Origin of the sequence: Massilia agri, from assembly GCF_024753255.1 — a bacterium.
GTDB lineage: Bacteria > Pseudomonadota > Gammaproteobacteria > Burkholderiales > Burkholderiaceae_D > Telluria > Telluria agri.
Window position 1 is genome coordinate 1 of record NZ_JANUHA010000047.1, and the last position, 1229, is coordinate 1229.

At 57.4% G+C, this 1229-nt stretch carries 1 protein-coding gene; it reads left to right on the top strand.

Features of this window, described 5'->3' with window-relative positions; all coding sequences use genetic code 11:
- The first annotated feature begins 60 nt into the window (after positions 1-60).
- A protein-coding gene (locus NX780_RS25060; protein ID WP_258830609.1) for an IS3 family transposase occupies positions 61-1211 on the top strand; the annotation gives its coding sequence in 2 pieces (ribosomal slippage) (positions 61-301 and positions 301-1211; 1152 coding nt in all).
- Positions 1212-1229 lie beyond the last annotated feature (18 nt).

Consider the following 1229-nt stretch of genomic DNA (forward strand, 5'->3'; position numbering starts at 1 on the left):
TGAATCGCCACGACTATCGTAGACACTCCTGAGCCATAATGTCGGGCACAAGGAGAAGATATGAGCGGTAAGCGGTACACAGAAGAATTCAAGATTGCAGCGGTCAAGCAGGTGGCGCAGGGCGGTCACCCGGCGAGCGAAGTAGCGGCACGGCTCGGAATCAGCATCCATAGCCTGTACGCCTGGACGAAGCGTTACGGCATGCCCGAGGCAGAGCGCAAGGCTGCCGATAGCCAGTCTGACGAGATGCGGCGCCTGAGGGCCGAGCTCAAGCGTGTCACGGAGGAGCGTGACATCTTGAAAAAGGCCGCGGTGTACTTTGCCAAGACGTCCGGGTAAGGTACACCTTAATTGCTCAGTTACAGGACCAGTTCCCGGTGCGCCGGCTGTGCAAAGTGCTCGAGGTGCATCCGAGTGGCTTCTATGCCTGGCGCCTGAACCCTGAAAGCAAGCGCGCTAGGGAAGACAAGCGCCTTCTGGTTCCCATCAAGGAATCGTGGCTGGAAAGCGGCAGCGTGTACGGCTACCGCAAGGTCAGCGACGACCTGCGCGAGCTCGGTGAGCAATGCGGCATCAATCGCGTCCACCGTCTTATGAGGTCGGCCGGAATTCGTTCGCAAACCGGCTACGCCAAGCGGAAATATAAACGCGGCGGTGTCCCTTCGCTGGTGGCACCCAACCATCTTCAGCGCCAGTTCGACGTGCAGGAACCGAATCGGGTTTGGGTGACGGACATCACGTACATCCGCACTTACGAAGGCTGGCTTTACCTGGCCGTTGTACTGGACCTGTTTTCGCGTCAGGTGGTTGGCTGGTCAATGAGTTCACGCATCGATCGCGAGCTGGCAATGAATGCGCTCTTGATGGCCGTCTGGCGGCGGCAACCCAAGAATACGGTAATGGTGCATTCCGATCAGGGCAGCCAGTTCAGTAGCTACGACTGGCGCGACTTCCTGGACGAGCATAACCTGACGCAAAGCATGAGCCGACGAGGAAACTGCCACGATAACGCCGTCGCCGAGAGCTTCTTCCAGCTCTTAAAAAGGGAACGAATCCGACGCAAGAGTTACGGCACCCGGGACGAAGCAAGGCAGGATGTCTTCGATTACATCGAGATGTTCTACAATCCAAAGCGCCGGCACAGCTTCAGCAATGACTTGTCGCCGGTCGAGTATGAAAAGCAGTATTTCAAGCGGCTCGCGAGTGTCTAGGAAACTCGTGGCGATTCA